Source organism: Arthrobacter sp. FX8 (genome assembly GCF_026723805.1).
GTDB lineage: Bacteria > Actinomycetota > Actinomycetes > Actinomycetales > Micrococcaceae > Arthrobacter.
Genome location: NZ_CP113505.1, coordinates 4,375,439 through 4,401,922, shown reverse-complemented (window position 1 = coordinate 4,401,922; position 26,484 = coordinate 4,375,439). Strand labels below are relative to the sequence as shown.

The window sequence follows — 26,484 nt, the reverse complement described above, 5'->3', positions numbered from 1 at the left end:
CGGTAGGAACCGGGACACTGGTATGGGGGATTATCGGTATTTCCCCCAAAAGACCGATGTTTCTACATCATCATTACTTACTAATTAAAGTCAAGTCGGTGTATTAAATGTTATCAACTGTCGCTTTCTCCGGCGGAATCGTGCGGACGCGCTCCGACGGACGCTGCCGCGCCACATTATGAAACCGAGTTGCCCCGCCGCCACGCTGTCGCTTTAGGTGGGAGTGAACCATCCGGAGCGGCCGAGAGACCTGGCTCAATGACGCCGCAGCAACCACGTCCCGGCAGACTCCTGCCGGCCGAAGGTGCTACTGCCAGGACCGATGGAAAGGAAGATTCCAGCATGTCCCAGAACACCGACCATATCCGCGTGACCCACGCCGGTTCATTGCCCCGCACCCCTGAACTCATTGCGGCCAACGCCGCCAAGGAAGCCGACGGCATCACGCCGGAATTCCTGGAACTCCTCGAAGCCTCCGTAGTGGACGTGGTGCAGCGCCAGAAGGACCTTGGCATCGACATCCCCAACGACGGCGAGTACGGGCACACCATGTCCAGCTCGGTGGATTACGGGGCGTGGTGGAATTACTCCTTCGCCCGGCTCGGGGGCCTTGAGCCAACCACCGTGGACCGCTGGGCCGAGTCCGGCGTCCGCCGCTCGTCCCCCGGCAACGTTGTCCTGACCTCGTTCCCGGACCGGCGCGACCGGCAGGCCTTCAACGAGGCCTACAGCGATCCCGCATCCGGCATCCTCACCCACCGCAGGAGCGTTGCCCAGCCCAAGATCGCCGGACCGCTGACCTACACGGGCCAGGACCTGGTGGCCTCGGACATCCGGAACCTGAAGACCGGGCTCGCCGCCGCAGGCCTCACGGATGGCTTCGTGGCCTCCCTCTCCCCCGGCTCATGCGCGCGGGTAGCCAACGAGTACTACAAGAGCGACGAGGAACTCGTCTACGCCTGCGCTGATGCCATGCGGGAGGAATACAAGGCCATCATCGAGGCCGGCCTTACGGTGCAGCTCGATGATCCGTCCCTGGCCGAAAGCTGGGACCAGATCAATCCCGAGCCGTCCCTGGACGATTACCTGAAGTTCATCCAGCTGCGCGTCGAAGCGACCAACTGGGCGCTGCGCGGCCTGCCGCAGGAACAGATCCGGCTGCACGTGTGCTGGGGATCCTGGCACGGCCCACACACCACGGACATCCCGTTCGCCGACATCATCGGCTCTGTGCTTCAGGTCAACGCCGGCGGCTATTCCTTTGAAGCGGCAAACGTCCGCCACGAACACGAATGGCGGGTGTGGGAGGACACAAAGCTCCCCGAGGGCAAGGTGATCATCCCGGGCGTTGTTTCGCATGCCACCAATGTGGTGGAGCACCCGGACCTGGTGGCGGACCGGATCGTCCGCTTTGCGGACCTCGTGGGCCGCGGGAACGTCATTGCCTCCACCGACTGTGGCCTGGGCGGCAGGGTGCACCCGCAGATCGCCTTCGCCAAGCTGGAGGCACTGGGTGAGGGTGCCCGCCGCGCCTCGAAGCGCCTCTTCTAGCCGCTCCCGCACCGACGCGCCGGCTGTGCCTTCCATCACCGGAAGGAGCGGCCGGCGTTTCGCTTGCCTGGGCTTGCTAAACTGGAGTAGGCCGACCAGGAGTTGGTCCACCCCAATCAACCGCCACTGATGTGCCGTGCCGCCGTGCGCCCATGTCCGTGGCGGCAGCAACGCCAATCCCCGCAGGAGATCCAGCACTTCATGACAGCCCTGGCACCCGAAACATTCCACGAACAGCTCATGAGCCGCCGCTACGAACCCAGCGTTGCCGCCGTCAACGAACTGTGTGATTCCCTGCAGGAGGCCAAGCCCGGAACCGTGGTGCCCTACGTGGACCCCATGCACGACGTGGAGGAATGCCGCATTATCAGCCTGTTCTCCAACATCGGCGAGGTGGATCCGTCCGGGTTCATCACCCCCGGCGACCAGGACGCTGTTACCCGCATGCTGGGGATCCAGTGGAAGCTTGGCCTGCGCCCGGAGTTCGTCATGCCGTGGAACGTCCACCCTTGGCACGTCCCGGGCGAACCCAACGGCAAGTTCACTCCGGACCAGATCCAGTCAGGCCTGAAGCCCCTGCTGAAGTTCCTGGCCCTGGTCCCCCGCGCCTCGGTGATCGTGGCGCATGGCACCGAAGCCAACCGCCTGGCCAACCTGCTGTTGAAGACCGAGGTGCCCCTCCTCTGGCGCCGCGGCCTGAAGACCTACAAGGTCCGCTCGCTGAGCGGCCGCGCCTTCGCCGGTTCCCCGGCCCGCCAGGAGGAGTACCTGGAGGACATGCGCACTGCCTATGCAGACGCCATGGCCCGCACGGGTATTGCCAAACCTTAAGACCTGCGCCGCTCAGCCTGTGGCATCGGACTCGGTAAACGAAATTCCCGGTGCCGATTCGTCTTCGGCTTCAACCCAGGTGGTGAAGTCGGCGTACGACATCCACGAGTAGTAGTCACAGAACCTGAGACGCGATTTCTCCTGCTTTCCCACGCTTCGCGCAGCTCCTCCTTTCCTCCCCTGGCCCTTCGATTCTTTTAACCGAAATGAGGGACGGCGCATTCCAGGCCGGATACGACGGCGGGCGGTCACCTTCTCATTGAAAGGTGACCGCCCGCCGTCGTTCCCAGCCCGAACCCCTCCCTGGCAATCTGCACCAGGAAACAGTGCGGGCGTGGGCCCAGGGAGTTATTCGCCCTCGATGGCTGCCTTTGCCGTGGGGTCGGAATCGTTCAGGAACTTCTCGATCCGCTCCGGCTCTTCAGCCTCGCCGATGGCCGACGAGGCCCGGCCCAGGGAGTAGAGGGCCCGCAGGAACCCGCGGTTTGGCTCATGCTCCCAGGGGATGGGCCCCACGCCGCGCCAGCCGTTGCGGCGCAGCGCATCCAGTCCGCGGTGGTAACCCACCCGGGCATAGGCGTAGGAGTCGATGGTGCGGCCTTCCGTCCACGCCTCCTCAGCCAGGACGGCCCACAGGAGCGAGGACGTTGGGTGCTTCGCCACCAGGTCCAGGGCCTCCTGGCCGGCCTCAAGCTGCGCGTTCACCTCGGTTTCGGCAGGCAGGAGAGTGGGCTCCGGCCCCATCAGGTTCCGGCGGAACTCGTCCGACATCTAGAAGGTCTTTCCGGCCGAACCGAGCTGCTTGGTGGCTTCCACCACGCGGGCCGCCAGGCCGGCTTCGGCGGAGGCGCCCCAGACGCGGGGGTCGTAGGTCTTCTTGTTGCCCACTTCGCCGTCCACCTTCAGGACGCCGTCGTAGTTCTTGAACATGTGGTCAGCAACCGGACGCGTGTAGGCGTACTGGGTGTCGGTGTCGATGTTCATCTTGATCACGCCGTAGGAGACGGCGTCGGCGATTTCCTGGTCGGAGGAGCCGGAGCCGCCGTGGAACACGAGGTCGAACGGGTTGTCCTTGCCGATCTTCGCGCCCACCTGGGCCTGGATGTCCTTGAGGATCTCCGGGCGGAGCTTGACGCCGCCGGGCTTGTAGACGCCGTGGACGTTGCCGAAGGTCAGGGCCGTGATGTAGCGGCCGTTTTCACCGGAGCCCAGGGCATCGATGGTGGCCAGGGCGTCCTCAACGGTGGTGTACAGCTTGTCGTTGATGGCGTTTTCCACGCCGTCCTCCTCGCCGCCAACGGTGCCGATCTCCACTTCGAGGATCATCTTGGCGGCAGCAGTGCGGCCGAGCAGTTCGCGGGCGATGCGCAGGTTTTCCTGGAGGGTCTCGGCGGAGCCGTCCCACATGTGGGAGTTGAACAGCGGGTTCCGGCCGGCCTTGACCTCAGCCTCGGAAGCAGCCAGCAGGGGCAGGACGAAACCGTCCAGCTTGTCCTTGGGGCAGTGGTCCGTGTGCAGGGCGACGTTGACGCCGTAGTTCTTGGCTACTTCGCGGGCGAAGGCTGCGAAGCCCAGGGAACCGGCAACCATGTCCTTGGTGGATGCGCCGGACCAGTAGGCCGCACCGCCGGTGGAAACCTGGACGATGCCGTCGGACTCCGCCTCGGCGAAGCCGCGGAGCGCTGCGTTGAGCGTCTGCGAGGACGTGACGTTCACGGCCGGGTATGCGAAGCCGCCCGCCTTCGCGCGGTCGATCATTTCGGAGTAGATCTCTGGGGTTGCAATGGGCATGCTGGCTCCTCTGCTGAGTTTCGTCTGTGGGTGGAAGACCCTCAAGTAGACCGCTTACGGCTAGGCACCATCCTAGCCATTCCCGGACCACGAGGGTGTTTCGGGTCACCGCTCAGTAACACTCAGACGTGCTGGTTGAACACGTGCCGCCGGATCCAGGCGTGCATGGCGATGGCGGCTGCCGAGGCGGCGTTGATGGACCGGGTGGAGCCGAACTGCTCGATGGACAGGGTGGCGGCGGCGGCCTGGTGGACTTCGGGGTCAGGCCCGGGCCCTCCTGTCCGAAGACCAGCACGCAGTCGCGCGGCAGCTCGTAAGTCTCCAGGGGAACCGAGTCCGGGAAGATATCGATGCCGATGATCGCCAGCCCCTCCCCCTGCGCCCACTGGACGAAGTCCTCGACCGTGGGGTGGTGGCGGACGTGCTGGTAGCGGTCGGTGACCATGGCGCCGCGGCGGTTCCATCGCCGCCGGCCGATGATGTGCACCTCTTTGGCGAGGAAGGCGTTGGCGGTGCGCACCACCGTGCCGATGTTCAGGTCGTGCTGCCAGTTCTCGATGGCCACGTGGAAGTTGTGCCGCCGGGAATCGAGCTCCGCCACGATCGCTTCGTGCTTCCAGTAGCGGTACTTGTCCAGGACGTTGCGGCGGTCCCCGTCGGCAAGGAGGTCAGGGTCCCAGTGGTCGCCTTCGGGCAGTTCGCCTTCCCAGGGCCCGACGCCGACCTCCGCCTTTGCGGGCTCGGCCTCCCCGGGCTCGTGGCGGGGTTCGTCTGGCAGGCCGGGCGTTTGGTTCACCCCTCAACACTAGACTGGAGCACTGGAGCATTCATCACCGGTGGAGGTAAACGTGGCAGAAGAAGACCAGGTAGCAGCAAACCCCGCGGTTTACCGCAGCGGCCAGGAGATCGAGTGCTGGCTGACGGACATGGACGGCGTCCTGGTCCACGAGAACCAGCCGATCCCCGGCGCCGCGGAACTGATCCAGCGGTGGGTGGATACGTCCAAGCGCTTCCTGGTGCTGACCAACAACTCCATCTTCACCCCGCGCGACCTTGCCGCCCGCCTGCGTTCCTCCGGCCTGGAAATTCCGGAGGAAAACATCTGGACTTCGGCGCTGGCCACGGCGCAGTTCCTCAAGGACCAGGTGCGGGGCTCAGAGTCCGGCAACCGCGCCTACACGATCGGTGAGGCGGGGCTCACGACGGCGCTGCATGAGGCCGGCTTCATCCTCACCGACCAGAACCCGGACTTTGTGGTGCTTGGCGAGACGCGCACGTACTCTTTCGAAGCCATCACCATGGCCATCCGGCTGATCCTTGCAGGTGCCCGGTTCATCGCCACCAACCCGGATGCCACCGGCCCCTCCAAGGACGGCCCCATGCCCGCCACCGGTGCCATCGCGGCCCTGATCACCAAGGCCACCGGCCGCGAGCCGTACATTGTGGGCAAGCCGAATCCCATGATGTTCCGCTCCGCGATGAACCAGATCGATGCACACTCCGAGACCACCGCCATGATCGGTGACCGGATGGATACGGACATCATCGCCGGCATGGAAGCGGGCCTGCACACCGTCCTGGTCCTCAGCGGCATCACGCACAAGGATGACATTGCCGCGTATCCGTTCCGCCCCAACCAGGTGCTGAACTCCGTGGCGGACCTGAAGAACCAGATCTAGGACTAGAAGATGCTCACCCGGGAGCCGCCCCGGGGCAGCGGGAAGAACCCGTCCAGCAGTTCCGTCACCAGGGGCCGGTAGACCTGCGGATTCCAGCCGGGGCTGGCGTGGGCGGGTGCCGCCCCGGTGGTCTGCAGGTTGCTTGAGACCATGTTGTCCTTGAAGACCACGGCCCAGGTTTCCGCCGCGGTTTCGTAGTCGACCGTCCTGTCCTTGGGGTTCCCGATATAGGCCATCTTGGCCGTGCCCAGCTTCCCGGCGAACTGGCTTCCCTCGAAGTGGTAGATATACGCGGACTCGGTCTGGATCAGGACGCTGGAAGGTGCGATCGGGGACAGCTGCTCCAGGGTCTGGTCCAGGACCTGCCGCCAGCTCCGTTCGTCCTTGTGGATGATCCGTTCACCCAGCTCATACCCACCGCGCAGCGTGGACGGGAACCTGACGCCGCGCTCGTAAAGGAACACCACGCCGTCGAACCAGCTTTGGTCCAGCACGTCGTGCGCACTGTAGGGACTGGAGTCCAGGAGGATGAACTGCACCTGGACTCCCTGCAGGGCAAGGAGTCGGGCAGCCACCTGGGTGGCCAGCATCCCGCCGAAGCTGTGCCCGTAGAAGAAGAGCTTGGTGATCTTCTCTTCGGCAATGTAGTCGGTGATCGCGTTGACCACCTCCGTGATGTTCAGCCCCAGGTTGGAATATCCGACGGCGGCGAGCCGGGCGCGCTTGTTCAGCGCCCCGCGCAGGGTGTTGAGGATCCACTGTGCCTCTTCCCAGCTGGTCTTGTACCCCGGGAACAGGAACCAGCTGGCATCCGGGTAATAGGCGTCCGCGAAGTCGTCCGCAACGCTGAGGATCCTGGTGGTCCGGCGCTGCGACTGGACCTCGCGGGTCACCAGCATGTCGGCAGCCAGCAGCCCGGACGCCCCTGCACCCGCCAGGAACGTGCGCCGCGAAAAGCGTTTCAGCGCAGCCGCCTCCGCCAGCAGCCGGGCGTGGGAAACCCCGCGCCCGCCCTGCGGACTTACCTCCCCCTCATACGGCACACTCCTACCGTAAACCCACCCAAACGTACCGCCGCAACGGGCGGGGGTAACCGTTCGGTGACGCTGGGGTCAGCAGGCGGCCTGGCCCTCCGCGGCGGGGATTGGGGACGTGGGTTCCTGCCGGCGGCGATGGATCTCCAGGCCGATGTCGTTGTAGCGGCCCAGCAGGTCGGCACTGTCCTGGGTGTTTGGATTGTCGAGCAGCGCGAAGAGCGCGTCACTGGCCGCAAGGAGCTCCTCGTTGGAGTATTCCGTAAGGGGCGGCCCGTACAACTCCTCGATCCACATGACAGGAAGGTGTGGATACTCCCCGGCGAAGCGGCCTCCGGGGAACAGCTCACGGACGTCGCCGTCCAGGGGAAGTGGCTGCTCGCCGGATGGCCGGTTCAAGGAAGCATTGTGGGCAGCGGGTACCAGCTGCAGGGAAACGCCTGCACCACAGGCTCCCGGCAGCGCGTTGGCATCCAGCGCATTCAGGTCGCTGCGCAGGCCGGCCAGCGCGGTTGACTCCACCAGGTCCGCCATTGAGAGGTCAACGCAAATATGGCAGCGGATGCCCATTCGCCGGACACGGCGGATGATGTGGACCAGGTGGGGGCGGGAACCGCTGTCAAGGCTCCCCGGACTTCAATCCGGACGATGTCTGCAGGGACATCAAAATTAACAACTGCGTCTAATGCTCGGTCCATAGGTACTCCAAAAGAGGTCTATGGCCGACGGCTCAACCTCCGCAAGCCTAACCTCCGCGGGAGCCCCTGCACAACCCAACCCTTAGGAACGGGCCGCGCGGATTACCTTTCCCGGCTCCTCATAGTGCGTCCGGGCACCGGCTCCGCCCACTGAGTCCACCAGGGACTTGGCGATGTCCCGCAGCTTGGTGTTGCTGTTGCTGGATGCCTCGGTGAGGATTTCGACGGCAGCCGCCTGGCTGCAGCGGTTCTGGGCCATGACAATGCCCACGGCGATGTCGATGATGGTGCGGGACTCCAGCGTGGCCCGGAGGTTCGACGCGCTGTCCGCATGCAGGGAGAACCGGACGGCAAGGCGCAGGGCCTGCGAAATTTCACGGGTGAAGTCCCGGGCCCTTGCCGTGGCCCGTCCTTCGAACTTCCGGGGAACATCGGAATAGAGGTTCAGGGCCGCCTTGGCCTCGCCCTGCAGGGTGAACGGGAGGGAAAGCACCGAACGCAGGCCATGGGCGGCAACGGCCGTTGCGTAATCGGGACCCCACCGGTTCTCCTCCAGCAGATCGGGAACGTGGACTTCGCGTTCCTCCTCCGCAGCAGTCAGGCAGGGGCCCTGAGACAAGGAGTACTGGATTTCGTCCACTTCCCGCGCCGAATCGCTGCTCCACCCGATGGTGGCCGCCTTGCGGTCACGGAGCAGGGTGATGCCACACAGGGCGTCGTCACCGTCGCCTGCCATCTGGTGGGCGGAGAAACGGGCCAGTTCGTTGAGGAAGTCCTCAAAATCAGCGCTTTCCAGGATGAGGTTCTGGACCTGGTCGGTTGCGCTCAAAGGCTGTTCTGGGGGGAGCAAATGCATGATCTCCAAGCAACTGAAAAGTGTTAAAGGACATCATAAAGCAGCGCCAACAGCCCGGCCAACGGCCAGCATACTTGTTCCCAGGCGATTTCCCGGGTCCGCAGCAGGACCTAGGACAGCCCCAGCTCGTCCTTGCTGAACGCAAACAGGTATGGAACGCCGGTCTCGGCTTCGATTTTTTCCTTGGCACCGGTGTCACGGTCCACGATCACTGCCACCGCAACCACGTTGCCGCCGGCCTTCCGGACGCCTTCCACTGCCGTCAGCGCGGAACCGCCCGTGGTGGAGGTGTCCTCCAGGACCAGCACCTTGCGGCCTTCAACGGAGGGGCCCTCCACCTGGCGGCCCATGCCGTAGGACTTCTGGGCCTTGCGGACCACGAAAGCATCCACGGCACGGCCGGCATCAGCGGCAGCGTGCATCACTGCAGTGCCCACCGGGTCAGCACCCATGGTGAGGCCGCCGGCGCACTCAAAGTCGATCCCGGCGTCGTCCGCCAGGGCGAGCATGACCTGGCCCACCAGCTTGGAGGCCTCGTGGTGCAGGGTGATGCGGCGGAGGTCGATGTAGTAGTCAGCCTCGGCCCCACTCGAGAGGATCACCTTGCCGCGGACCACGGCGAGTTCCTTGATGAGTTCGAGCAGGCGGGCGCGGGCAGCTGCGGTGTCTACCGCAGTGTCAGAGGGCGAAGTCATGGGCTCAAGTTTAGTGGGTGGGCGGACGGTGAGTGGGCGGGCAAAGCCTGGCGCGTGCTCGGGGCGGGGCCCGAAGGCGATGACGCGCGGCAGGACACGCCTGACCACGGGGTTGTGGCGCAGGATGAAGAAGACCATCCGCGTGATGGAGAGCGTAGTCCGGGCACCATCGCCGGCCAGGGTCGCCCCGGACAATCTCCCGGCGAAGAGCGGAACAAAAACCACCCTGTGCAGGATGCGCTGCACGGTTTGGACCACCACTGTAGGCATGCGCCGGCGGCGCTGGATTGCCGCGAGGGTCCTGGCCCGCACGTGGCCCCGCCGCAGGTCCGGGGCCAACCGTTCGGCGGCCGCCACTGCATCCTGGATGGCCAGGTTGATGCCTACGCCGCCGGCCGGTGACATCGCGTGGGCTGCATCCCCGATGCACAGGAATCCGTCGGTGTACCAGCGCTGCAGGCGGTTCAGCTTAACGTCCAGCCAGTGAAGGTCGTCCAGGCTGCGAATGGAGTCGACGCGGTCGGCGAGATCCGGACGAAGTGCCGCCACGCGCTGCCGGAACCGTTCCACGCCGCCGGCCCTGATCCCGGCATCCGAGCCCTTGGGGGCGAGGTACCCCAGCTGGTAGTAGTCGGTGCGGTTCAGGGCAATCATGGCGTCCCCGTCACCCAGCGACGGCACCACACCCGCCACTTCGCCCTGCTCGGAAGCGTGGCGCGGGAGCCTGAACCACCAGGTGTCGAACGGCACCGGGTACTCCCTGGTGCGCATTCCCGCCGCCTCCCGCAGCACTGAATGGCGCCCGTCCGCGGCCACCACCACATCTGCATGCAGCACGTGTTCCGCCCCCGGCCCGGCCCCGCCCGTGGCCCTGTAGCGCACTCCGGTGACGCGGCCGCCGTCGAACTCCAGGCCGGTGGCCTCGCTCTCCATAAGCAGGCTGAACGTCGGTTCCGCAGCGGCCGCCGAGGCGAGGAAATCCAGGAAGTCCCACTGCGGCATCATGGCCACGTAGTTGTACGGGGGCTTCAAAGAGTCGAAGGCCGCCAGGGTGACCAGGCCGGCGCCGGGGACCGGAACAGCCACGTTGTTGAGCCTGCTTTGGGGCAGGCTGCGGAATCCCGCGCCCAGGCCAAGTTCGTCGATCAGGCGGATGGTGGAGGCATGCACCGTGTCGCCGCGGAAGTCGCGCAGGAAGTCGCGGTGCTTCTCCAGGACGGTCACCTGCACTCCGGCCCGGGCCAGCAGCAGTCCCAGCATCATTCCCGCGGGGCCTCCGCCCACCACGGCACACCCTGTCCGCTCCATGCAGTTACGCTACGCCGCGCAGAGGCCGCCCGGAACAGTTGAGGGTTGTTGACAGTGCTGGCTAGGCTGGACAACATGCGCGAACTCCAGGCCAAAATCATTGAAGAAATGGGCGTTCAGCCCCGGATCGATCCCGCGGGGGAGGTACGCAAACGCGTCACGTTCCTCAAGGAATACCTGAAGGCAACCCACACCAAGGGCTTTGTCCTGGGCATTTCCGGTGGCCTGGATTCATCCCTTGCGGGCAAGCTTGCGCAACTGGCGGTGGATGAGCTTGAGGCCGAAGGCGTGGAAGCCAATTTCGTGGCCGTCCGCCTTCCCTACGGAGTGCAGCACGACGAGGAAGATGCCCAGGCAGCCCTGGACTTCATCAAGGCCAAGACGGAATGGACGTTCAACATCTCCGCCGCCGTGGACGGTTTTGAAGACGAGTTCGAAAAGACCGTGGGCTCGGAGATCTCCGATTTCCACAAGGGCAACACCAAGGCCCGCACCCGGATGATCGCCCAGTATGCGCTGGCGGGCGAGCACAACTACCTGGTGGTTGGCACCGACCACGGCGCCGAGTCCGTCACCGGCTTCTTCACCAAGTACGGCGACGGCGGCGCGGACATCCTGCCCCTGTTCGGCCTCAACAAGCGGCAGAACCGCGCCCTGCTGGCTGAACTTGGAGCGCCGGCGCGCGTCTGGGAGAAGGTACCCACCGCCGACCTGCTCGATGACCGGCCAGGCCGAACCGATGAGGACGAACTGGGCCTCAGCTACGACCAGATCGACGACTACCTCGAAGGCCGCGAGGTTCCGGACGCCGTTGCCGATTCCATCGAACAGAAGTACCTCCGGACCCGCCACAAGCGCACCGTGCCGGTCACCATCTTTGACACGTGGTGGAAGGACCAGGGCCCCGAGGAGCCCCGCGTGGGCCTCTAGGCAGCCTCGGCGGACTTCCCCACCTTTGGGGAGCACGTCTTCGGGGAGAACGACGGCGGGCGGCACCGGAAGGTGCTGCCCGCCGTCGTCGTTCGCGGCCAGAGCCGGGGAGGCTCAGCGGGGCCGCCGCCCGGCGTCGCCGCCCACGCCAAGCTGCTGCGTAATCCGGTGCGCCTCCGCCATCAGGAGGCCGCCGAGTTCCTCCTGCCGTTCCGGCTTGAAGCGTGGTTCGATGCCCGTCAACGACAATGCCCAAGCCGGTTTCCCGGAGCGGTCAAACACCGCCGCACCCATCCCCCAGCTTCCCTCCAGGACCAGGCCGGGGTTCACCGAATAGCCGGCCAGCCGGGTGCGGGCCAGGTTCTTCCGCACCAGTTCGGGAGTATGGTTCCCGGCGAACTCGCCCGCGTGTTCGCTCCAGCGCCCCAGCATTTCCTCCTGCTCGCTTTCCGGCAGGAAGGCCATGATGGCCGTCCCGGCCGACGCGACGCCAAGGGGGAACCGGACACCCTCGTGCAGGACGAAGGAGCGGACCGGGAAGCTGCCTTCCTCACGCAGCAGGCAGACCGTCCCGGCGCCGCGGCGGATGGAGAAGAAGGCGCTCTCGCCCGTGGCCTGCGCCAGCCGGCGGAGGCTGGGCCGGGCGATGTCCTCCAGGGGAAACCGCGCCGAAGCCACCGAGCCCATCAGGAGGATCTCGGGGCCCAGCACCCAGTTCCCCGTCACGGGATCATGGTCCAGCAGGCCTTCCGCGGCCAGGGACGTCAGGAGCCTGTGGACCGTGGGACGGGTAAGGCCGGATTCCCGCACGAGGTCCACCAGGGGCATTCCCTCCGAGCTCCTGCCCACCAGCCGCAGCAGGCCGGCGATCCGCGTTACCACCTGCGCGCCCTGCACCTGCATGGCCATGAACCCTCCTTATGTCCACAATATGGATACACGCCATCGTACTGTCCACACTGTAAATAGGCCACGCCGTGGTCCTTGACAGGCGCAATAATGCGCCCGTAGTCTCCAGACTCAGATCCCCGGCATCCACTTAGTGGACACCACCGTGCTCAACGAGGAGACGACATGAAGAAACTCCAAGCTTCCGCCGCCAGCGCCCTGGAAGGGGCCCTGCAGGACGGCATCACCCTCGCCGTAGGAGGATTTGGCCTGAGCGGCATTCCGGCCGACCTGATCGAAGCTGTGCGTGATTCCGGCGTCCGGGACCTCACCGTGGTGTCCAACAACATGGGCGTGGACGGCAAGGGGCTGGGCATCCTGATCGAGGCGGGCCAGGTCCGCAAGGTCATCGCGTCCTACGTCGGCGAGAACAAGCTGTTTGCCGAGCAGTACCTTGCCGGCAGGCTGGAGGTGGAATTCACTCCGCAGGGCACCCTGGCCGAGCGGCTTCGCGCCGGCGGCGCCGGCATCCCTGCCTTCTACACCAAAACCGGCGTGGGCACCCTGGTTGCCGAAGGCAAACCGCACGAGGTGTTCGACGGCGAAACGTACGTCCAGGAGCGGGCCATCCGGGCCGATGTCGCGCTTGTCCATGCCCACACCGCTGACACGGACGGCAACCTCATCTACCGCTACACGGCCCGGAACTTCAACCCCGTAGTGGCCACAGCCGGCACACTGACCATCGCCGAGGCGGAAGTGATCGTGGAGCCCGGCCGGCTGGACCCGAACCACGTTGCGACCCCCGGCGTCTTCGTCCAGCGGCTGGTGCAGGCGTCGGACCGGGTCAAGGACATCGAGCAGCGGACCGTCCGGCAGCGCGCCGGCCTCGTCTCCGCCTGACCGGCCTCCGACGCCGGCCACCCCAACAACGGAAGAACATCACTCAATGGAGAGAAACACCGCCATGGCCACCAGCCAGCTCGACCAACCGGACGTCCGCCAGAAGGGCTTGGCCCTGATGGCTGAAAAGCTGGCCGGATGGACGCAGAAGTGGTTCCCGGACGCTTACATCTTCGCCCTGGCAGGCGTGCTGCTGGTGGCCATCGCAGCACTCGCCATCGGCGCCTCTCCCAAGGCAGTGGTGGACTCCTTCGGAAACGGCTTCTGGGACCTCACCGCCTTCACTTTGCAGATGGCCATGGTGGTGCTGACCGGCTACGTGGTGGCCACCTCGCCGCCCGTGGCCCGGTTGATTGACCGACTGGCGCAGGTGCCAAACTCCGCGCGCGCCGCCGTCAGCTTCGTTGCCGTGATGTCCATGTCGGTGTCGTTCGTGAACTGGGGTTTGAGCCTGATCTTCGGCGGCCTCCTGGCGCGTGCCGTGGCCCGCCGGGCGGATCTGCACGTCGACTACCGGGCGCTCGGGGCAGCGGCCTTCATGGGGCTGGGCGCCGTCTGGGCGTTGGGCATGTCCTCCTCCGCGGCCCAGCTCCAGGCCACAAAGGCCTCCATTCCCCCGGCGCTGCTGAAGATCACCGGCGTCCTGGACTTCGGCACCACCATCTTCACCTGGCAGTCCCTGCTGACCCTGGTCATCCTGATGCTGCTGACCACCGTCATTGCCCACTTCTCCGCCCCCGCGGGCGGCGCCGTCAAAACCGCGGCCGACCTCGGCGTCGACCTTGATGACCAGCCCGAACCGCCGGCCGAAAAGTCGCGCCCCGGCGAGTGGCTCGAATACAGCAGGGTCCTGCCTATCCTGGCGGGGGTGCTCACCCTCGGCTGGCTGGTGTCCCAGCTCCTGACCCTGCCCATCCTGAGCGTGGTCAGTTCACTGAACGGCTACCTGCTGGTCTTCCTGATGCTGGGGCTTGTGCTGCACGGAACCCCGCGCAAATTCCTCCAGTCCGTGACCAAGGCCGTGCCCGCAACCGCAGGCATTTTGGTCCAGTTCCCGCTCTATGCGGCGATGGCGGCCATCCTCACCAAGGCGACGGGCGCGGGCGGCCTCTCGGTGTCCGAGCATCTGGCCCATTTCTTCACCAGCATCGGCGGCAACGGGGCGTTCGCGGTCATCATCGCCCTTTACACGGCCTTCCTGGGGATGTTCGTCCCTTCCGGCGGAGGCAAGTGGCTGGTCGAGGCACCCTACGTCATGCAATCCGCGACGGACGTAAACATGAACCTTGGCTGGACCGTGCAGATCTACAACATGGCCGAGGCCCTGCCCAACCTCATCAACCCGTTCTTCATGCTGCCGCTGCTGGCCGTCTTGGGCCTGCGCGCCCGGGACCTGGTGGGCTTCACGTTCCAGCAGTTCCTGTTCCACCTGCCGGTTGTGCTGCTGTTGGCCTGGCTGCTGGGAATGACATTCGAATTCGTGCCGCCGGTAATACCCAACTGAATTACAGCCAAGACGACCAAAGGAGAAAACCCATGGGATGGACCAGGGATGAAATGGCTGCGATTGCGGCCGAGGAACTGAACGACGGCGACTACGTAAACCTGGGGATCGGCATCCCCACGCTGGTGGCGAACAACCTGCCCGAGGGCGTGCGGGTGGTGCTGCAGAGCGAGAACGGGCTGCTGGGCATGGGCCCGTTCCCGTACGAGGGCGAGGAGGACGCCGACCTCATCAACGCCGGCAAGCAGACCGTCACGGTCCTGCCGGGCGGCAGCATCTTCGACTCCGCCACCTCGTTCGGCATGATCCGGGGCGGGCACGTCAAGGTGGCCATCCTGGGCGCCATGCAGGTCTCCGGCAACGGCGACCTGGCCAACTGGACCATCCCCGGGAAGATGGTCAAAGGCATGGGCGGTGCCATGGATCTGGTGGCAGGAACACCGCGCGTGGTGGTCCTCACCGAACACAACGCCAAGGACGGCACCGCCAAAATCGTCCGCGAATGCACGCTGCCGCTGACCGGGCTCAGCTGCGTGGACCGGATCATCAGCGACCTCGCCGTCTTCGACCTTCACAAAAAGGACGACGGCGGGCGGCAGCTCACGCTGACCAGGCTGGCACCGGGGGTCACCGTGGAGGACATCCGGGAGAAGACCGAAGCCGGCTTTGAGGTCGCCCCCTCCCTCGATCCAGCCACCACCTTGGAAGGAGCCTCGGCATGAGCCTCAAAAAGCAGTTCGGCAAGGATGTCCTGATCACCGGCTGGGGTCACAGCAGGTTCGGGAAGCTCACCGACGACACCCTGGAATCCCTCATCGTCCAGGTGGCCACGGACGCCATCAGCAGCGCAGGGATTGAGCCGGCCCGGATCGATGAAATCTACGTGGGACAGTTCAACTCCGGAATGATGCCGCTGGCGTTTCCATCCTCCCTGGCGCTGCAGGTGTCACCGGACCTGGCCAACGTCCCGTCCACCCGCGTGGAGAACGCGTGCGCCTCGGGCTCGGCGGCCTTCCAGCAGGGCACCAAGGCACTGCTCGCCGGAACCGCCAAAACGGTCCTGGTGATCGGCGCCGAAAAGATGACCCACGCGGGAGCTGATGTGGTGGGCGCCGGGCTGCTGGGCGCCGACTACGACATGGCCGGCAGGCCCTCCACCACCGGGTTCACCGGACTCTTCGCGGAAGTGGCCAGGCACTACGCCAAACGCTACGACGCTGACGGGAAGCTGGGCGATGTCCTGGGTACCATCGCGGCCAAGAACCACCGCAACGGCGTGGACAACCCGTACGCCCAGCTCCGCAAGGACCTCGGCGAGGAGTTCTGCCAAACCGTCTCGGACAAGAACCCCATGGTGGCCGATCCCCTGCGCCGGACCGACTGTTCCCCCGTGTCCGACGGTGCCGCCGCAGTCGTGCTGTCCACTTCGCCAACCGGAGGCCTCACGGCACCGGTACGGCTCGCCGGATTTGGCCAGGCCAACGACTTCTTCCCCGCGGCGCGCAGGGACCCGACGGCGTTCGAAGCCACGCGGGTGTCCTGGCAGCGTGCCCTGGCGATGGCCGGCGTCGGGATTGAGGACCTGGACCTGGCCGAAGTCCATGACTGCTTCACCATCGCTGAGCTGCTCATGTACGAGGCCATGGGCCTGACCGAACCCGGCCAGGGCGCCCGGGCGCTCCAGGAAGGCTTGGTCTACAAGGACGGGAAACTTCCCATCAACCTCTCAGGAGGCCTCAAGTCCAAAGGCCACCCTGTGGGTGCCACCGGCGTGTCCCAGCACGTCCTGGCGGCCATGCAGCTCACGGGCACCGCGGGCGACATGCAGCTCCCGGCTCCGCGCCGGGCAGCCGTGCAGAACATGGGCGGCGTGGGCATCGCCAATTACGTCAGCATCCTGGAGGCCGTGTAGCTGTCCGGGGCCGGTCCGCCGTCGTGGGCTGCTTTCACGACGGCGGACCGCAGCCTATTTCGCAGTGCCTGCGATGGACTCGGCGCCGGCAGTGGCGCACGCTTCGTCAAGGGCGCCATCGGGCGCCCCGCCCACACCGATACCGGCCACGGAAACGCCGTTGACCTTCAGCGGGACTCCGCCTGCCAGGAACAGGGTGCCCGGCAAGTCTGCGATCGAGGGGCCATTGCCATTGATGCGCTTGGCCAGCTCGCTGGTGGGGGTGCCGAAAGCTGCTGCGGTGTAGGCCTTTTCCTTGGCGGCCTCAATGGTGTGCGCCGCGGCATTGTCTCCCCGCAGCAGTGCCTGGACGGTGCCGAAGCGGTCAACGAGCGCCACCGTGACGAACGGCAGTTTGTCCGCCTGGCACTTGGCGAGTGCCGCGGCGACGGCCTGGGCGGAGGCTGTGGCGGAGATGCGGTTCTGCTGCACGACAGTCTCCGGCGCCGGCTGCACGTCAACGGCGGGCACGACGGCGGGCGCTTCAGTGCCGCTGACGCGGCCGGTGCCGGCGTTGGCGGCTGCCGTGGCTCCGGCCGTGACCAGGATTGCTGCGGCTGCGGCGGCTGTGAGTGCCTTGTGGGATTTCTTCATGGTGCGTTCCTTGGGTTGGTAGGTGTGCTGTTGCCGGTTTCCATCCTTCTCGGCAGCGGTTGGCGTGGCATCGGGCCTTCGGCTGCCCCTTGCTGGCCCGAAAGGCCAGCCGTATCAGCCAAAAGGCTGAGGAACCCGGGAGGCGTGGAGCCCTAGCATGGAAGGCAGTGCTTCCCACCACGAGATCCGGATCCCGCATGCCTGCCAAAGATTCCACCCCGGCCACCGGCCCGGCGGCCGCCGTTGCCGCCGGGGGCGCCGGGGGCGCGTCCCGTCCGGTGCCGCCCACCCCCAAGGGCCGCCTGGGCAGCATTGAGGCCGCCGTCCATCTGGGCTTCGCGGTGCTCCTGGTGGCATCGGTGGTGCGCTATGTCATGCGGCATTCCCCTTCCGACAACGTCCTGGTCCTGGGACTCGCCGCCGCCGCCTGCCTGCTGTACGCCGTCGTGGCCCTGCTCTCGCTGCGGGACCGGCACAGCGCGCCGTGGATGGTCGCGTTGGTGGCTGTCTGGGCGGTCCTGGTGGTGGCAGCACCGAGCTTCGCCTGGTGTTCCTTCGCCCTCTTCTTCCTGTGCAGGAGTGCCCTGCGCGGTGCTGCGTCCTACGTCCTGGCGGGCGGCATCACCCTGGCAACCGCGGCCGGCCTGTTCCGGCTGGGCAACGGTACGGACCTTGCCATGCTGTTGGGGCCTGTGGCCGTAGGCGTCATGCTGACGCTCATCTATGACCGGATACAGCACGACGCCGAGGAGCAGCGCCGCCTGCATGCGGAGGTTACCCAGGCCCAAGGCCAGCTGGCGGCCAGTGAACGCCGTGCCGGCACCATCGCCGAACGGGAGCGGGTGTCCCGGGAAATCCACGACACCGTCACCCAGGGGCTCGCCAGCAGCCTGCTCCTGCTCGAAGCCGCGGGGCGTGGTTGGCCAAGTGGCGCCGCGCAGCAGGATCTCCACCAGGCCACCAGCCTGCTCCGCACCAACCTGGCGGAAACCCGGAGCCTGGTCCACGAGCTTGCTTCCCCCGGGCTGGAATCAACGCCGCTGCCGGAAGCGCTGCTGCTGGCCGCCCGGCAATACCTGCCGGAAGCCACCCTTGTGGTGACAGGAGCCCCCAGGCAAGTCTCACCGGACATCCGGCACGCACTGCTGCGGGTGGTGCAGAGTGCGGCCTCCAACACCGCGCTGCACGCTGCGGCTTCAGTCGCTGCCCTGACGGTGGGCTTCCTGCCGGACGCCGTCACCCTGGACATCTACGACGACGGCGCCGGTTTTGATCCGGCGGCGGCAGCTCCGCCGTCGACGGCCGGAGGTTACGGCCTGCGGGCCATGCGGCAGCGGGTGGAGCAGCTGGGTGGCATATTCTCGATCCAAAGTGCCCCCGGCGAGGGGACCATCGTGGCGGCCCAATTACCATTGGAGGGCGCATGAGCAGCATCACGGTCCTGCTGGTGGACGACCACCTTGTGGTCAGGAGCGGGCTGCGCGCGTTGCTGGGAACCCAGCCTGACCTGGAGGTTGTGGCGGAGGCATCCTCGGGAGAGGAAGCGTTGCAGCTGGTGCATGCGCACCTCCCGGCTGTGGTGGTGATGGACCTTGCCATGGGCCCTGGCATGGATGGAATCGAGGCCATCAGGCGGATCCGGGATCTCAACAGCGGGCAGGCAATCCTGGTTTTCACCACCTACGACTCGGATGCCGATATTGTCCGCGCAGTCGATTCCGGTGCCATGGGCTACCTGTTGAAGGACGCCGCACCGGAGGAAATCTTTGCCGCCATCCGCGGCGCGGTTCAGGGCAGGAGCGTGATGAGCCCGCCGGTGGCCTCGCGGTTGTTCCAGCAGCTGCGCAACCCCGAAGAAGTCCTCACCCCCGGGAGGCAGAATTGCTCAGTTTGCTCACTGAAGGCCTCAGTAACAGGGAACTCGGGCGGCGGCTTTTCATCTCCGAGGCCACCGTCAAAACCCACCTGGCGCACATCTACGCAAAGCTCGGAGTGGATACGCGGGCGGCCGCTATTGCCACCGCGATACGCCGTGAGGGCATGCGGTAACCGCGGTTTATGGCCCTTACCCTTGCACCCGGGCCCTGTGCCCCGTACGTTTGGGACTGCGGGGACTAACTCCCGCGCACTCCGGGACGATTCCCCGGGGAGAGAATCAGAGTCACATGAAGGAATGCAGCCATGGCAACAGGCACAGTTAAATGGTTCAACGCCGAAAAGGGTTTTGGCTTCATTGCCCCCGATGACGGGTCCGCTGACGTTTTCGCCCACTACTCGGCAATCGCCACCAGCGGCTACCGCTCACTGGACGAGAACCAGAAGGTCGAATTCGATGTGACCCAGGGCCCCAAGGGCCCGCAGGCAGAGAACATCCGCCCGCTCTAAGTCTTCGGCGGCCTCCGGCACCTGCCGGGACCCCATCCAGCGGCCTCTCCAGCTCAGGTTGGAGGGGCCGCTGCTTTTATGTGGGGGTTTTGTGGGGCACGTGTTCCCGGGGCCAGTCCTCCGGTTTCCCCTTTTGGGATAATTGATCCATGACCGGACAGGACCAGGACAGGGACAAGGATCCGTGGGAGGAGTTTGACGCTCTGGGGCCCGCTGCACCGGACCGCGTGCCGGGCCAGCCCGGCGGGGAGCCCTACGGTTTCGGCTTCCGCACCGGGGTACGCAGCGCCCGGGTGGCGGTCGGCTTTGCCGTTTACGCCCTGGCGCTGGGAACCATCCTGGCCCTGACCGGGTGCATTGTGTTCATCAGCCGGCAGCAGTGGCTGCTGGCGGGCCTCATGCTGGTGATCGAGGCAGTGTTTGTTTTCGCTTTCACGCGGCTGGTGGCCCAGGCCAGGCGCCGCCGGCAGGCGCGGTGACAATTTCAAACCTTGACCTTGACCTTGACGCAGCGTCAAACCCTAGGCTCGGAGCATGGAAGACATCCCCGACACCGGCACGGACTGGTCCATCCAGGACGTAGCCAGGATGACCGGCACCACCAGCCGCACGCTGCGCCACTACGATGACATCGGCCTGCTGAAGCCCAGCAGGGTGGGCAGCAACGGTTACCGCTATTACGACGGCGCCGCCCTCCTCCAACTGCAGCGCATTCTCCTGCTGCGGGAGCTGGGCCTGGGCCTGCCGGCCATCGCGGAGGTCTTCCACCAGCAGGCTGACCCGGTCACCGCGCTCACCCGTCATCTTGAGTGGCTCGGACAGGAGCAGCAGCGGCTGGCACGGCAAATGCAATCCGTGCGGCAAACCATTGAAACAGTAAAAGCAGGAGGCCAACTGATGGCAGAAGACATGTTCGACGGCTTCGACCACACCCAGTACAAGGATGAGGTGGAGGAACGGTGGGGCAAGGAGGCCTACGCAAAATCCGACGCGTGGTGGCGCGGCATAGCTTCGGACGAAAAGCAGGAGTGGATGTCCAAGGTGGAAACCCTTGGCAACGACTGGAAGGCTGCCGCCCGCTCCGGCGTTGCTGCGGACGGTCCCGAGGCCCGGGAACTGGCAACGCGGCACGTCGACTGGCTGAGGTCCATCCCCGGGACTCCGGCCGCCGGAAACAGCGGGAATATCAAGGGATACGTCCTGGGGCTGGCGGACATGTACGTGGAAGACCTGCGCTTCGCCGCCAATTACGGCGGAGTGGAGGGGGCGGGCTTCGTTCGGGCGGCCCTTCGCAGTTTTGCGGAGAAGTATCTGTAGGGCAGAGGCGGAAGGCAGCCTAGCGGCCGGTATTGGCGCGGCCGGCGCCCGCCCGATCAGCCTTGGCGCGCCGGGCCCGCCGGACCACCAGCAGCACCACGGCAATGGCCAATCCGGCGTAGACGGCATAGTTCAGGAAGCGTGAGTACTCCTCGATCAGCCTGTATTGGGTGCCAAGCAGGTAGCCCAGGCCGATGAGGGCGCCGTTCCACAGCCCGCTGCCGGCCAGGGTGAACAGGGTAAAGGTGGCAAAGGGCATGGCCGCCGCCCCCGCCGGAAGGGAGATGAGGCTGCGGACGCCGGGCAACAGGCGGCCGAAGAAGATGGATGACCTGCCGTGGCGGCGGAACCATCCTGCCGCGTGTTCGAAGTCTTCGCGGTCCACCAAGGGCAGTTTGGACAACCACCGGATGGACCGCTCCAGCCCCAGCTTGGCGCCGAGCCAGTAGAGAAACAGCGCCCCCAGATAAGCGCCAAGGGTGCTGGTGGCAAAAACGAGGAAAAGGTTCAGGGAGCCCTGCTTGGCCAGATATCCCGCCAGGGGGAGGATCACCTCACTGGGGATGGGAGGCACCACGGTTTCGGCGAGCGTAAAGCCCCCCACGCCCCACTCCCCCAAAGTGTCGATGGCCCTCGCCGCAAACCCGACGATTCCGGTGAGTCCCTCAGTGGGGCTGGCTGCACCGGTCAAGATTGTCCACATACGCCCGTCCCGTCCCCTGCGCCCGGGTTACCGGTGCTTGAATTCCGGCTGGCGCTTCTCGGCGAACGCCGCCATGCCTTCCTTTTGGTCCTCCGTGGCGAACAGGGAGTGGAAGAGCCGCCGTTCGAACAACACCCCCTGGGCCAGCCCGGTTTCAAAGGCGGCATTGACAGCTTCCTTGGCAGCCATCGCCGCGGGCTTGGACTTGGCGGCAATCACCGCTGCCACCTTGAGTGCCTCGGACACGACGTCCGCCGCCGGAACCACACGGGACACCAGCCCGCACCGGTCGGCTTCCTCCGCCTCGATGAACCTGCCGGTGAGGATCATGTCCATGGCCTTCGCCTTGCCCACGGCCCGGGTGAGCCGCTGCGAGCCGCCCATGCCGGGGAGTACGGCGAGGTTGATTTCCGGTTGGCCGAATCTGGCGTTGTCCCCGGCGAGGATGAGGTCGCACATCATGGCCAGTTCGCAGCCGCCGCCCAGGGCAAACCCGGACACCGCAGCGATGGTGGGAATCCGCAGCCGGGCAAAGTCCTCCCAGCCCCGGAACCAGTCGGCGGCATACATGTCCATGTAGCCCTGGTCCGCCATTTCCTTGATGTCGGCTCCGGCCGCGAACGCTTTGCCCGAGCCGGTGATCACCACGGCACCCACGCCGGGATCGGAATCCATGGCGGTAACGGCGGCCACCAACTCCTCCATGGTGGCCTTGTTCAGCGCATTCAACGCCGACGGCCTGTTGAGGATTACCAGCCCTACCCTGCCCTGCTGCTCCACCAGGATGTTGGCGTACTCCGTCATTCGGGGCTCCCGTCGTCGTGTGCTGTTGTGGTCCCTGGCCGGCCCGGCATTTCCGTGCCGGTGTTCTCCCCGCCGCCGGCTCTTGCTGCCTCGCTGCATGCTGCCCGGAGGCGTCGCGGATGTCGGTGATGATGGCCGAGAAGTCGCGGCCCGCGCCGCCTTCCGCGGCAAACCTATCGTAGATCCGGGCGGCGAGCGCTCCCATCTGTCCCGCCACCCCTGTGCTGTCCAGGGCGTTGACGGCGAGGTTGAGGTCCTTGGCCATGAGCGCTGCGGCAAAGCCCGGCTGGTAGTCCCTGTTGGCGGGGCTGGTGGGAACCGGTCCGGGCACCGGACAATTGGTGGTCAGCGCCCAGCACTGGCCGGACGCGGCGGAAGCGACGTCGAACAAGGCCTGGTGGGTCAGGCCCAGCTTTTCGCCGAGCACGAAGGCCTCGCTGACCGCAATCATCGAGACGCCCAGGATGAGGTTGTTGCAGATCTTGGCCGCCTGGCCGGCTCCGTGTCCGCCGCAGTGCACCACCCGCTTGCCCATGACCTCCAGGAGCGGCCGCACCGCCTCAAAGTCAGCCCCGTCGCCGCCGGCCATGAAGGTCAGGGTGCCTGCTTCGGCCCCCACCACGCCACCGGAAACAGGGGCGTCAACGGAGCGGTGGCCTGCTTCGATGGCCAGGCGGGCGGCGTCCCTGGCCTCGTCGACGTTGATGGTGGAGCAGTCCAGGAACATCGTCCCGGCCGGCGCCGCTGCCAGCAGCCCGGGTCCGTCTGCACCGCCCACGTAGGCGTCCAGGACGTGGCGGCCGCTGGGGAACATGGTGAGGACAACGTCGGCACCGGTCAGCGCCTCCACGGCGCTCCCTGCCACCGGTATGCCCTGTGCACGGGCCCACTGCCGGGCTGCAGGGACCACGTCGAAACCAGCAACCCGATAACCGGCGCGGACCAGGTTCAGGGCCATGGGACGCCCCATGTGTCCAAGGCCCAGGAAGGCCACACTGCTCTTGTCAGGCATGGTCCGTCTCCTTCATCTGCAGGTCGGGGTTGGAGTGCGGTTCAAGCCGGGGGTGCAGCTCAGGCGGGACATGGAGGTCCAGTTCCCCGCCGTCCAGGGGCTGGAAGAACCCCTCCACCTGGGCGGGAAGCACCTCGGCCAGCGTGGCAGGTTTCCACTGCGGGTTCCTGTCCTTGTCCACTACCTGGGCGCGGATTCCTTCGCGGAAGTCCGGTGCGGCCAGGAAGCGGATCCCGGCCCGGTACTCCTGGGCCAGGGCCTCATCCAGGGTCAGGCCGGCCGCGCGGCGCAGCGACGCCAAGGTGACCGTGACCGAGGTGGGTGACTTGGCTTCGATCGTGGCGGCGGCTTCCGCGGCATCGTCGCGTCCGGGCCCGGTCCACGCCCGGAGGCGCCGGACAATCTCTCCAGCATCGTCCGGGGCGTAGCAGGAGTCGATCCATTCCCGCTGCCCGGCCAGCATGGAGGCAGGGGGCTGCCCGGCATAACGGGCGACGGCGTCTTCCGGGCTTTCTTTCTCCAGCGCAGCCACGAGGCGCGGCAGCGCGTTCGACGGAACGTAGTGGTCGGCAAGGCCCAGGAACAGGGCATCCCCGGCTGCCAGGTGTGCTCCCGTAAGCGCCGCGTGGGTTCCCGCCTCGCCTGGTGCGTGTGAAAGCAGGAAGGTCCCGCCGACGTCGGGCGCGAAGCCAATGGTGGTCTCCGGCATCCCCATCCTGGTCCGCTCGGTGACCACCCGGACGTCCCCGTGCGCGGAGATGCCCACCCCGCCGCCCAGGACCAGGCCGTCCATGAGGGCGACGTACGGCTTGGGGTACCGGGCAATCAGCGAGTTCAGGCGGTACTCGGTCTGCCAGAAGTGGGCCGTCCTGTTCCCGCCGTGCAGCATGTCCCGGTATATGGCCACGATGTCCCCGCCCGCGCACAGGCCCCGCTCCCCGGCGCCCTGGACCAGGACGGTGGCCACGCCGTCGTCCCCTGCCCATGCGGTGAGCTGCCGCAGGAGCAGCTCCACCATTCCCGCGGTAAGTGCGTTGACGGCCCGGGGCCGGTTGAGGGTGATCACGCCCAGCCGGCCGCGGCGTTCAAAGAGTACGTCCGCGCTTCCGTCCCCTGCCGCGTTGTCCGTTGTGCTGTCCTTGGCTGCGGTCATCGGCTGGGTGCTCCTTCGCATGGTGGCCGGATGAGTGATCCAGGTCATTCTGTTGCGAATATACCCGCCCCTTCACGCCCGGAACCAACCACGGCCGATCGCGGACGCGGGGACGGCCAAGGCTTTACCCGCCCTGCGGCTGCCAAGGTAAGTTAGGAACCGTGAAGATAGCTACCTGGAATGTGAATTCGCTCCGTGCCCGCGCCGACCGTGTTGAAGCCTGGCTCCAGCGCAGCGACTGCGACGTCCTGGCCATCCAGGAGACCAAGTGCAAGGACGATAACTTCCCCTGGGAGCTCTTTGAACGGATGGGCTACGAGGTGGCCCACTTCGGGGTGAACCAGTGGAACGGCGTAGCCATCGCCTCCCGGGTGGGGCTTGAAGACGTGGAGCGGACGTTCCTGGACCAGCCCTCGTTCGGCAAGGCGGGCAAGGATCCCGTGCAGGAAGCCCGCGCCATGGCTGCCACCTGCGGCGGCATCCGGGTCTGGAGCCTTTACGTCCCCAACGGCCGTTCGCTGGACGACGAGCACATGCCGTACAAGCTCAAGTGGCTGGAAAGCCTCAAGACGCACGCCCAGGCCCTGGTCACGGACAACCCCCAGGCGCAGGTGGCCCTGATGGGTGACTGGAACATCGCGCCCTTTGATGACGACGTCTGGGACATCGACCTGTTCATCCGGAACCGCGCAACTCACGTCAGCCCGCCAGAACGGGAGGCGTTCCACGCGTTCGAAGCTGCCGGCTACACCGATGTGGTGCGCCCCTACACGCCGGGCCCCGGCGTCTACACCTACTGGGACTACACCCAGCTGCGGTTCCCCAAGAAGGAGGGCATGCGGATCGACTTCATCCTGGCCTCCCCCGCCCTGGCCGCGCGCGTCACCGGGGCTTCGATCGACCGCGAGGAACGCAAGGGCAAGGGCGCTTCGGACCACGCTCCCGTGCTGGTGGAACTGGCGGACTGATGACTGCATCCTGGACCCATTCAAGGAGACCGTAATGACGGGAAACCTCTATCGGGGCCAGGCCGGCCTGCCATTTTCCTCAACCCTGCGCGTCTACGAACCCCTGGAAGCCTTTCCGGAGGACCAGCGTCCGGCCATCAAGGCCGCGGGGGCCCGGGCGGTCCCGCGTGCCGCCGTCGAAAACGCTGAGCTGCTGGCCTCGCTGGGCCGCATCACCCGCTCCGGCGGGGACCCCTTCCCCACGGGGCGCACGGACCTGGTGCGCGTCACCACCGTGCCGGCCCCGGAGGGTGGAGCGCCCGACGACGGTGCTGACGCCGACGCCGAGCCCGTCCTCCTGTACTGCCCCAGCCAGCTTGTCCTGCGCGCCGGACTGGCGGCCAACGCCTTGATGGAGGGAATCCATGGCCCCCTGGCCGAGCTGCTGATCCCGGAGGAGCAGCGTGACCGGCACCAGGAACGGATCGACCAGGTGAAGGCCCGGGACGGATCCATCCGGGTACATACGCGGGCGTCAACCTGGGGAATCCCGTTCAGCTGGTTCTCGCTGTTCATGGAGTCGGACCGCAAGGATGTGGTGGAGGCCGCTGGGCGCATCCTCACCGTTCGGGTCTGGGCGCCCATCACCGATGCCCTGGAACGGGCCCGCTACGCGGTGGCCAACCTGGCCCTCGCCGCCCCGGACCTGGACATGCTTGACGACCTGGCGCAGCTGACGGAGTGGCTTGAACTGTTCCACGTCAACTCCATGGTGGAACTGGACTACGGCGCCGTGGCAGACAAGGTCTACCCGGACGAATCCCCCATGGATATCAGGCTGGGCATCGAGTGCCTGGCGGAGGGTGACATGACCGGGGCTGCGGCCGCCTACCGCAGGCTCGCGTCCCGCTGGATCCCCATCCGGCAGCTGGCCCGCGCGTCCTGACGCG

26 protein-coding genes, 4 pseudogenes and 1 riboswitch are annotated in these 26,484 nt (G+C 66.3%); of the genes and pseudogenes, 15 read left to right on the top strand and 15 right to left on the bottom strand.

Annotated features, from left to right (window positions below; all coding sequences use genetic code 11):
- The first annotated feature begins 225 nt into the window (after nt 1-225).
- Nucleotides 226-329, top strand: a riboswitch (SAM riboswitch).
- 13 nt (nt 330-342) lie between these two features.
- Nucleotides 343-1,551, top strand: coding sequence for a cobalamin-independent methionine synthase II family protein (locus OUO20_RS20735; RefSeq protein ID WP_268002543.1), 1,209 nt, complete (start codon nt 343-345; stop codon nt 1,549-1,551).
- A 201-nt stretch (nt 1,552-1,752) separates the two neighbouring features.
- A complete protein-coding gene (locus OUO20_RS20730; RefSeq protein WP_134165181.1) occupies nt 1,753-2,382 on the top strand; it encodes a uracil-DNA glycosylase in 630 nt (209 codons plus the stop codon).
- 12 nt (nt 2,383-2,394) lie between these two features.
- Here OUO20_RS20730 and OUO20_RS20725 read toward each other — a convergent pair whose 3' ends face one another.
- The 4 genes and pseudogenes from OUO20_RS20725 to OUO20_RS20710 all read right to left on the bottom strand — a co-directional run bounded on the left by OUO20_RS20725 (nt 2,395) and on the right by OUO20_RS20710 (nt 4,969).
- The gene (locus OUO20_RS20725; RefSeq protein WP_018771833.1) at nt 2,395-2,535 is read right to left on the bottom strand and encodes a hypothetical protein; all 141 of its coding nucleotides are present in this window, start codon (nt 2,533-2,535) and stop codon (nt 2,395-2,397) included.
- A gap of 195 nt (nt 2,536-2,730) precedes the next feature.
- Entirely contained in the window at nt 2,731-3,153 is a 423-nt protein-coding gene (locus OUO20_RS20720; protein ID WP_018772228.1) for a DUF3151 domain-containing protein, read from the bottom strand.
- Nucleotides 3,154-4,173, bottom strand: a complete 1,020-nt coding sequence (fbaA, locus tag OUO20_RS20715; protein WP_018772229.1) for a class II fructose-bisphosphate aldolase — start codon at nt 4,171-4,173, stop codon at nt 3,154-3,156.
- A 122-nt stretch (nt 4,174-4,295) separates the two neighbouring features.
- Nucleotides 4,296-4,969: pseudogene (locus OUO20_RS20710) on the bottom strand (TrmH family RNA methyltransferase).
- Nucleotides 4,970-5,009: 40 nt separating this feature from the next.
- Here OUO20_RS20710 and OUO20_RS20705 point away from each other — a divergent pair.
- Nucleotides 5,010-5,852, top strand: a complete 843-nt coding sequence (locus OUO20_RS20705; protein ID WP_018772231.1) for an HAD-IIA family hydrolase — start codon at nt 5,010-5,012, stop codon at nt 5,850-5,852.
- A 2-nt stretch (nt 5,853-5,854) separates the two neighbouring features.
- On the opposite strand, the gene OUO20_RS20700 is transcribed toward OUO20_RS20705, so the two are convergent.
- From OUO20_RS20700 to OUO20_RS20680, 5 genes and pseudogenes are all read right to left on the bottom strand, one after another.
- On the bottom strand, nt 5,855-6,895 hold the full coding sequence (locus OUO20_RS20700; protein WP_018772232.1) for a thioesterase domain-containing protein: 1,041 nt from the start codon (nt 6,893-6,895) through the stop codon (nt 5,855-5,857).
- A 69-nt stretch (nt 6,896-6,964) separates the two neighbouring features.
- On the bottom strand, nt 6,965-7,408 hold the full coding sequence (locus OUO20_RS20695; protein ID WP_268002542.1) for a hypothetical protein: 444 nt from the start codon (nt 7,406-7,408) through the stop codon (nt 6,965-6,967).
- 258 nt (nt 7,409-7,666) lie between these two features.
- A complete protein-coding gene (locus tag OUO20_RS20690; RefSeq protein ID WP_056392235.1) occupies nt 7,667-8,440 on the bottom strand; it encodes a GAF and ANTAR domain-containing protein in 774 nt (257 codons plus the stop codon).
- Nucleotides 8,441-8,550: 110 nt separating this feature from the next.
- Nucleotides 8,551-9,135, bottom strand: a complete 585-nt coding sequence (pyrE, locus tag OUO20_RS20685; protein ID WP_196804802.1) for an orotate phosphoribosyltransferase — start codon at nt 9,133-9,135, stop codon at nt 8,551-8,553.
- 48 nt (nt 9,136-9,183) lie between these two features.
- Nucleotides 9,184-10,443: pseudogene (locus OUO20_RS20680) on the bottom strand (FAD-dependent oxidoreductase); the annotation flags it as partial.
- 75 nt (nt 10,444-10,518) lie between these two features.
- Here OUO20_RS20680 and nadE point away from each other — a divergent pair.
- Nucleotides 10,519-11,373, top strand: coding sequence for an ammonia-dependent NAD(+) synthetase (nadE, locus tag OUO20_RS20675; RefSeq protein ID WP_018772237.1), 855 nt, complete (start codon nt 10,519-10,521; stop codon nt 11,371-11,373).
- A 114-nt stretch (nt 11,374-11,487) separates the two neighbouring features.
- Here the strand turns inward: nadE and OUO20_RS20670 are convergent, their stop codons facing one another.
- Complete coding sequence (locus tag OUO20_RS20670; RefSeq protein ID WP_018771679.1) at nt 11,488-12,282, bottom strand: IclR family transcriptional regulator; 795 nt, start codon at nt 12,280-12,282, stop codon at nt 11,488-11,490.
- Between the two features lie 165 nt (nt 12,283-12,447).
- Between OUO20_RS20670 and OUO20_RS20665 the strand changes: the two genes are divergently transcribed.
- From OUO20_RS20665 to OUO20_RS20650, 4 genes are read left to right on the top strand one after another with little or no spacing between them, the layout of a single operon-like run.
- Nucleotides 12,448-13,164 (top strand): CoA transferase subunit A, encoded by a 717-nt coding sequence (locus tag OUO20_RS20665; RefSeq protein WP_018771680.1) that lies wholly within the window; start codon nt 12,448-12,450, stop codon nt 13,162-13,164.
- 46 nt (nt 13,165-13,210) lie between these two features.
- Complete coding sequence (locus OUO20_RS20660) at nt 13,211-14,668, top strand: short-chain fatty acid transporter (protein ID WP_268002541.1); 1,458 nt, start codon at nt 13,211-13,213, stop codon at nt 14,666-14,668.
- A gap of 32 nt (nt 14,669-14,700) precedes the next feature.
- Nucleotides 14,701-15,390, top strand: a complete 690-nt coding sequence (locus tag OUO20_RS20655; protein ID WP_134165185.1) for a CoA transferase subunit B — start codon at nt 14,701-14,703, stop codon at nt 15,388-15,390.
- Nucleotides 15,387-16,580 (top strand): acetyl-CoA acetyltransferase, encoded by a 1,194-nt coding sequence (locus OUO20_RS20650; protein ID WP_268002540.1) that lies wholly within the window; start codon nt 15,387-15,389, stop codon nt 16,578-16,580. The genes OUO20_RS20655 and OUO20_RS20650 overlap by 4 nt, the downstream gene beginning before the upstream one ends.
- 54 nt (nt 16,581-16,634) lie before the next feature.
- On the opposite strand, the gene OUO20_RS20645 is transcribed toward OUO20_RS20650, so the two are convergent.
- Nucleotides 16,635-17,213 carry a GlcG/HbpS family heme-binding protein gene (locus OUO20_RS20645; protein WP_018771684.1) on the bottom strand — a complete coding sequence of 193 codons (579 nt, stop codon included), beginning with the start codon at nt 17,211-17,213 and terminating at the stop codon, nt 16,635-16,637.
- A 197-nt stretch (nt 17,214-17,410) separates the two neighbouring features.
- On the opposite strand from OUO20_RS20645, the gene OUO20_RS20640 reads away from it, so the two are divergent.
- The 5 genes and pseudogenes from OUO20_RS20640 to OUO20_RS20620 all read left to right on the top strand — a co-directional run bounded on the left by OUO20_RS20640 (nt 17,411) and on the right by OUO20_RS20620 (nt 20,915).
- Nucleotides 17,411-18,640: a sensor histidine kinase gene (locus OUO20_RS20640; protein ID WP_268002539.1), complete on the top strand. Its 1,230-nt coding sequence runs from the start codon at nt 17,411-17,413 to the stop codon at nt 18,638-18,640.
- Nucleotides 18,637-19,262 (top strand): annotated as a pseudogene (locus tag OUO20_RS20635) (response regulator). The gene OUO20_RS20640 and the pseudogene OUO20_RS20635 overlap by 4 nt, the downstream one beginning before the upstream one ends.
- A 132-nt stretch (nt 19,263-19,394) precedes the next feature.
- Nucleotides 19,395-19,598 (top strand): cold-shock protein, encoded by a 204-nt coding sequence (locus OUO20_RS20630; RefSeq protein ID WP_009357211.1) that lies wholly within the window; start codon nt 19,395-19,397, stop codon nt 19,596-19,598.
- Nucleotides 19,599-19,747: 149 nt separating this feature from the next.
- Nucleotides 19,748-20,077: a hypothetical protein gene (locus OUO20_RS20625; protein ID WP_018771687.1), complete on the top strand. Its 330-nt coding sequence runs from the start codon at nt 19,748-19,750 to the stop codon at nt 20,075-20,077.
- 55 nt (nt 20,078-20,132) lie between these two features.
- On the top strand, nt 20,133-20,915 hold the full coding sequence (locus OUO20_RS20620; RefSeq protein ID WP_268002538.1) for a MerR family transcriptional regulator: 783 nt from the start codon (nt 20,133-20,135) through the stop codon (nt 20,913-20,915).
- A 19-nt stretch (nt 20,916-20,934) separates the two neighbouring features.
- Here the strand turns inward: OUO20_RS20620 and OUO20_RS20615 are convergent, their stop codons facing one another.
- From OUO20_RS20615 to OUO20_RS20600, 4 genes and pseudogenes are all read right to left on the bottom strand, one after another.
- Nucleotides 20,935-21,618 (bottom strand): DedA family protein, encoded by a 684-nt coding sequence (locus tag OUO20_RS20615; protein WP_056392248.1) that lies wholly within the window; start codon nt 21,616-21,618, stop codon nt 20,935-20,937.
- 27 nt (nt 21,619-21,645) lie between these two features.
- Complete coding sequence (locus tag OUO20_RS20610) at nt 21,646-22,422, bottom strand: enoyl-CoA hydratase (protein ID WP_268002537.1); 777 nt, start codon at nt 22,420-22,422, stop codon at nt 21,646-21,648.
- 106 nt (nt 22,423-22,528) lie between these two features.
- Nucleotides 22,529-23,434 (bottom strand): annotated as a pseudogene (mmsB, locus tag OUO20_RS20605) (3-hydroxyisobutyrate dehydrogenase); the annotation flags it as partial.
- Nucleotides 23,427-24,587: an enoyl-CoA hydratase/isomerase family protein gene (locus tag OUO20_RS20600; RefSeq protein ID WP_268003479.1), complete on the bottom strand. Its 1,161-nt coding sequence runs from the start codon at nt 24,585-24,587 to the stop codon at nt 23,427-23,429. The gene OUO20_RS20600 and the pseudogene mmsB, both read right to left, overlap by 8 nt.
- Nucleotides 24,588-24,748: 161 nt before the next feature.
- Between OUO20_RS20600 and OUO20_RS20595 the strand changes: the two genes are divergently transcribed.
- Together OUO20_RS20595 and OUO20_RS20590 are read left to right on the top strand one after the other, a co-directional pair.
- The gene (locus OUO20_RS20595) at nt 24,749-25,555 is read left to right on the top strand and encodes an exodeoxyribonuclease III (RefSeq protein ID WP_142069132.1); all 807 of its coding nucleotides are present in this window, start codon (nt 24,749-24,751) and stop codon (nt 25,553-25,555) included.
- A gap of 34 nt (nt 25,556-25,589) precedes the next feature.
- Nucleotides 25,590-26,480: a hypothetical protein gene (locus OUO20_RS20590; RefSeq protein WP_018771694.1), complete on the top strand. Its 891-nt coding sequence runs from the start codon at nt 25,590-25,592 to the stop codon at nt 26,478-26,480.
- Nucleotides 26,481-26,484 lie beyond the last annotated feature (4 nt).

What these genes read in the sequence shown, in the direction of transcription:
- fbaA (WP_018772229.1), bottom strand. Translation starts at nt 4,173, where the DNA reads ATGCCCATTGCAACCCCAGAGATCTACTCCGAAATGATCGACCGCGCG.
- OUO20_RS20650 (WP_268002540.1), top strand. Translation starts at nt 15,387, where the DNA reads ATGAGCCTCAAAAAGCAGTTCGGCAAGGATGTCCTGATCACCGGCTGG.
- OUO20_RS20655 (WP_134165185.1), top strand. Translation starts at nt 14,701, where the DNA reads ATGGGATGGACCAGGGATGAAATGGCTGCGATTGCGGCCGAGGAACTG.
- OUO20_RS20660 (WP_268002541.1), top strand. Translation starts at nt 13,211, where the DNA reads ATGGAGAGAAACACCGCCATGGCCACCAGCCAGCTCGACCAACCGGAC.
- OUO20_RS20620 (WP_268002538.1), top strand. Translation starts at nt 20,133, where the DNA reads ATGGAAGACATCCCCGACACCGGCACGGACTGGTCCATCCAGGACGTA.
- OUO20_RS20625 (WP_018771687.1), top strand. Translation starts at nt 19,748, where the DNA reads ATGACCGGACAGGACCAGGACAGGGACAAGGATCCGTGGGAGGAGTTT.
- OUO20_RS20630 (WP_009357211.1), top strand. Translation starts at nt 19,395, where the DNA reads ATGGCAACAGGCACAGTTAAATGGTTCAACGCCGAAAAGGGTTTTGGC.
- OUO20_RS20690 (WP_056392235.1), bottom strand. Translation starts at nt 8,440, where the DNA reads ATGCATTTGCTCCCCCCAGAACAGCCTTTGAGCGCAACCGACCAGGTC.
- OUO20_RS20590 (WP_018771694.1), top strand. Translation starts at nt 25,590, where the DNA reads ATGACGGGAAACCTCTATCGGGGCCAGGCCGGCCTGCCATTTTCCTCA.
- nadE (WP_018772237.1), top strand. Translation starts at nt 10,519, where the DNA reads ATGCGCGAACTCCAGGCCAAAATCATTGAAGAAATGGGCGTTCAGCCC.
- OUO20_RS20610 (WP_268002537.1), bottom strand. Translation starts at nt 22,422, where the DNA reads ATGACGGAGTACGCCAACATCCTGGTGGAGCAGCAGGGCAGGGTAGGG.
- OUO20_RS20730 (WP_134165181.1), top strand. Translation starts at nt 1,753, where the DNA reads ATGACAGCCCTGGCACCCGAAACATTCCACGAACAGCTCATGAGCCGC.
- OUO20_RS20670 (WP_018771679.1), bottom strand. Translation starts at nt 12,282, where the DNA reads ATGGCCATGCAGGTGCAGGGCGCGCAGGTGGTAACGCGGATCGCCGGC.
- pyrE (WP_196804802.1), bottom strand. Translation starts at nt 9,135, where the DNA reads ATGACTTCGCCCTCTGACACTGCGGTAGACACCGCAGCTGCCCGCGCC.
- OUO20_RS20720 (WP_018772228.1), bottom strand. Translation starts at nt 3,153, where the DNA reads ATGTCGGACGAGTTCCGCCGGAACCTGATGGGGCCGGAGCCCACTCTC.
- OUO20_RS20600 (WP_268003479.1), bottom strand. Translation starts at nt 24,587, where the DNA reads ATGACCGCAGCCAAGGACAGCACAACGGACAACGCGGCAGGGGACGGA.
- OUO20_RS20735 (WP_268002543.1), top strand. Translation starts at nt 343, where the DNA reads ATGTCCCAGAACACCGACCATATCCGCGTGACCCACGCCGGTTCATTG.
- OUO20_RS20615 (WP_056392248.1), bottom strand. Translation starts at nt 21,618, where the DNA reads ATGTGGACAATCTTGACCGGTGCAGCCAGCCCCACTGAGGGACTCACC.
- OUO20_RS20665 (WP_018771680.1), top strand. Translation starts at nt 12,448, where the DNA reads ATGAAGAAACTCCAAGCTTCCGCCGCCAGCGCCCTGGAAGGGGCCCTG.
- OUO20_RS20645 (WP_018771684.1), bottom strand. Translation starts at nt 17,213, where the DNA reads ATGAAGAAATCCCACAAGGCACTCACAGCCGCCGCAGCCGCAGCAATC.
- OUO20_RS20640 (WP_268002539.1), top strand. Translation starts at nt 17,411, where the DNA reads ATGCCTGCCAAAGATTCCACCCCGGCCACCGGCCCGGCGGCCGCCGTT.